Origin of the sequence: Microcystis sp. CS-574, assembly GCF_028329095.1 — a bacterium.
Classification (GTDB): domain Bacteria; phylum Cyanobacteriota; class Cyanobacteriia; order Cyanobacteriales; family Microcystaceae; genus Microcystis; species Microcystis ichthyoblabe_A.
Genome location: NZ_JAQMSY010000120.1, coordinates 1 through 3,658 on the forward strand (window position 1 = coordinate 1; position 3,658 = coordinate 3,658).

Here is a 3,658-nt window from a genome sequence, read left to right on the forward strand (position 1 = left end):
CTCACCAATTTTCCTTCCTCGTAACTCCATATTACTTATTAAAGGCATGGTTCTTTCCTCCTCAAATTGTTTGATTTTACTCTCTAAACTTGACTGCAATTCAGGGGATAAAGTCATCATATTGTCGATGATTTCAAACAGTTTAATTATCTGTTCCCTCTCGAACTCCTTTTCATATAATCCCCTGATTAACTTCCACTTCCACTGTTCCCGTTGTGGCAGCTTCCCAGTAGTCGCTTTTGTTTTCAGGTGTGCCATGACTATTATAGCAAAGGGATTGCTACTTGCTTCTAGTTCTGACCAGTTTTCCTCATAGTCCAGTAATTTAACCGTTGGGAATTTCAAACTCACTTCACAGCCAGCGATAGTATAATTATAGGAATCTGGTCGCCAATTTACTCGTTCATCTCCTAAAATTGCCAGACTGATAACTGGTTTCTGATACAAATCAAAGGCCCGATAGTTATAAACATACATCCTCTGAGGGAAATTTTCTTCGTATTGGCTTTGAATTTCAATATGAATCAAAATCCAGACTTCTTCACCCCTGAGTAACCAAACTTTATAGAGTTTGTCAGCGAAACGTTTTTTTGTCTTTGCTGAAGCAGTAATCCGTTTGAGTTCTTTTTCTAGGGATTCGGGAATTTTTGTCCAATCAATCAATTGGTGAACTTCAGGAAAGAAGAAGTATAAAAACGCTTCAAAATACTCGCTTAATGCTTCTTTCCAGGGTTCATCATAATTGGCTGTTGTTTGGTTCATTTGAGTTGTCCGCTTACTCTTAGGGGTGAAGCGCGATAGCGTAACGCACCGATTTAATAATAGAGGTGGTGGTGGTAATCTGGGGATTTTGTTGTAAAAAAGCGGATATTTGTTCGATTCCGTCTTCGTTGGGAGAGAGAATAACGGTGGCGACTTCTGGAATTACTCCAGCTTGGAGACTTTGATAATCGCTAACACCAGCATCGAGGAAAACTACGGTAGCGGTTAAACGCTGATTTCTCGCACTATTCACCTGATTAGCTTGACTCAAGCCATCAGATTGAGCAAAATTGAACAAAACATCGTCAACAGCAGGAAAGCTCGGCAAAAGGGTAGAAGTCATGACACTGACTGCAAAAGATTAATGCGACTATTTTGTGCAAACAATCCCGAATTTTTCAAGGGGGATATAACAAAAATTTACAGAAAACGGGTTTCTTAAAGGAGAAACCCATTTTCTCAGTTTCGTGGGTTGTTGCAAGATATGCAATCTGAACGACGTTCATAAATTGTATTTTTATTAGTTTATGGGACACAAACAATTCCTAATCCTGCCATTTGACGAATATGATCATCAAAAGCGAATAAGTAGCTGGTTATAATTAAATTAAAAATGGATTTTAGGTTCGATCCCCCCTGCCCCCCTTGATAAGGGGGGTGCCGATAGGCGGGGGGATCTGACAACTTTTAACGCCTACCTACTTACCTTAAATATTTGTAAACGATGAGCCATAACTAAAATAGAACAATCTGTGTAACTCCATTTTTTATCATTGTACTTACAGAAAGCTTCCAAATATTGCCAGATCATCGCTATCTGACACATTGATATAACGATGATCTTCTCTTAGTATTTGACCCACTTGGATTGAGGATCGACTAGATACCTTGCTCCGAATCCAAGTAACAGTTTCATCGAATACCGATTCGAGAATAATCCAATTATTATGAGGATTTTCTAAGTAATATTTTTGAGCGCTTTCGTGATGAGTTTCAGATTTGACAAAAAAGGCAATTAAAGCAGACGTATCAACAATAATTTCTTTGTCCACAATTTTTAATAAATAATTTCATCGATGTTTTCAGCGTAGTTAGTTACAACTTGACCCCGATTATCTTGTCCGATAATATATTTAGGCTCAGGTTGGACAATTTCTAAACTTCCACAAAGTTCCCAAGTACGAGTCTTAGTAATATCTGGTAATTCAGCTTGAACATAATTTTCCAAAGCTTTGATAACAATCTCTTGAACCGAGGATTTTTGTTCTTGCAAACGAGATATTAATTCGTCGGGAATTTCGATCAATATTTGAGTCATTGATAAACCTTAGAGATTAACGTTGTTTTACTAACATTATAGCCTGTTTGTGAATTATAACCAAGAGACGCAAATGCAATTACCTGAATCAGTTACCAAAAGGCTAACAACTGTTCACTGATTCAGGTGATTCGCCATAAGTCCAGAAAACGGGTTTCTTGAAGAAACCCGTTTTCTAGATATTGATTTTTGCCAAAGACTGCTTAAATTCTGCGAGAGAATTAGCAGTAGCTGCTAATTTTAGTAGCTCTTCTAAGATAGTAGGGTTAGTCATTTTAAGGAGTTGACATGATTTTTTCCTGAATAATAGGGTGAAAATTAAACAATTAAAGAAGGCACCATCCAGACGGATTGAGTGCCGTCGAGGTCGGTATCTGGTCCAATTAGCGCCGGGTTGCGGTAGCCCGGGAGGACGGAGACGGCGAAAACCTCCTCCACGCCACTATTGAACCAAAAAGTCGCCACCAGTTGACTGGTAGCCAGGTTGACAATAGCCAACCCGCACCGCAATTGATTACGCCGCTCATCCAGGGGTAAACCGCCAAAAATCGCAGTTTCCCGGATTTGGGACAACCCGACAAAGGCGTGACCTTCCCAACAGTCTAAACCCCGGGTAAAACCGGGCAATTCCGCCACGATTTCCGTGCTACCAGTTTGGGGATGCCAACGGTTCAAGGTTCCATAACCGGAATTGAGGAAATAGAGATTACCCTGGTAAAGACGGGGAGAATGGGGCATGGCTAAACCCCGCAAAATCACCTCTCCCCTAGCCACATCAATTAAGCATCCGCCCTGGGCCTTATTCTCTCGCCAGAGGCTTTCCTCGTTGGTTTCCCCCAATGCCGTTACATAGGCGGGAGTGCCGCTATTTTCAGCCATAGCCAAGCCATTGAGGTGGCAGCGGTCTCCGGGGACCAACTCGGTAATAAAGGGCGGTTTCCACTGGGGGAGAAAACTCCAATTTCCTTCGATGGTTGCCAGACAGTTAAATAGGGTATTGACCACCCAAAGGCGATTACTGCCAAAGGCCAAATCATGACCCATAATCGGGCCGGTGAGGTGAGAGGAGCGGGCCAAAAAGGCGATATCCTGTTCCCCTTCTGGTTTAATCTGGGGGGCAATCTCTCGATTAGCGGGTAAATTCCAAATTGCCTGACGAGCGCCCACAGCAATTCCGGTAGCGGTTCGGGTTAAACCCATTGCTTGGTCAAAATGGGCGAAACTCACCCGCATTTGTCCTTGATAAGTGCCAATGCTGGCCACTCGTCCCGCTTGGTAGGTGGAAATCAACACTGAGAGGTCAAACTGGTTGAGTAATTCCGGCAGATTGAGGCTGTACTCATAATTGACCGGCACTGCTTGGCGCTGAGTTGGACTCGCTGCCGGCGCTTGGGTATCTGAAAACTGGTTAGTGTTAGGCGGCAAGCTGTCCATAGAGTTTTTTGACTATAGATTAGAGTAGATGGTGATAATTGATTATTGTTTATGATTTGTTGACTAAGGGGTTCTAATTAATCCCCCCTTGCCCCCCTTAATAAGGTTTGATCCCCCCTTGCCCCCCTTAATAAGGTTTGATCC

At 42.3% G+C, this 3,658-nt stretch carries 5 protein-coding genes; all 5 read right to left on the reverse strand.

Annotation, left to right across the window (positions count from 1 at the left end):
• Nucleotides 1-762: hypothetical protein (locus PN470_RS09630; protein WP_272104415.1), on the reverse strand; the 762-nt coding region annotated here is incomplete at its 3' end.
• Between the two features lie 19 nt (nt 763-781).
• A complete protein-coding gene (locus tag PN470_RS09635; protein WP_272104417.1) occupies nt 782-1,105 on the reverse strand; it encodes a DUF4347 domain-containing protein in 324 nt (107 codons plus the stop codon).
• A gap of 436 nt (nt 1,106-1,541) precedes the next feature.
• Complete coding sequence (locus PN470_RS09640; protein WP_272104419.1) at nt 1,542-1,814, reverse strand: PIN domain-containing protein; 273 nt, start codon at nt 1,812-1,814, stop codon at nt 1,542-1,544.
• Between the two features lie 5 nt (nt 1,815-1,819).
• Nucleotides 1,820-2,080, reverse strand: a complete 261-nt coding sequence (locus PN470_RS09645) for a hypothetical protein (protein WP_002733873.1) — start codon at nt 2,078-2,080, stop codon at nt 1,820-1,822.
• 318 nt (nt 2,081-2,398) lie between these two features.
• Complete coding sequence (locus tag PN470_RS09650) at nt 2,399-3,514, reverse strand: TIGR03032 family protein (protein ID WP_272104421.1); 1,116 nt, start codon at nt 3,512-3,514, stop codon at nt 2,399-2,401.
• Nucleotides 3,515-3,658: the final 144 nt, after the last annotated feature.

Coding starts and splice junctions, on each gene's coding strand:
- PN470_RS09635 (WP_272104417.1), bottom strand. CDS start 1,105: ATGACTTCTACCCTTTTGCCGAGCTTTCCTGCTGTTGACGATGTTTTG.
- PN470_RS09650 (WP_272104421.1), bottom strand. CDS start 3,514: ATGGACAGCTTGCCGCCTAACACTAACCAGTTTTCAGATACCCAAGCG.
- PN470_RS09645 (WP_002733873.1), bottom strand. CDS start 2,080: ATGACTCAAATATTGATCGAAATTCCCGACGAATTAATATCTCGTTTG.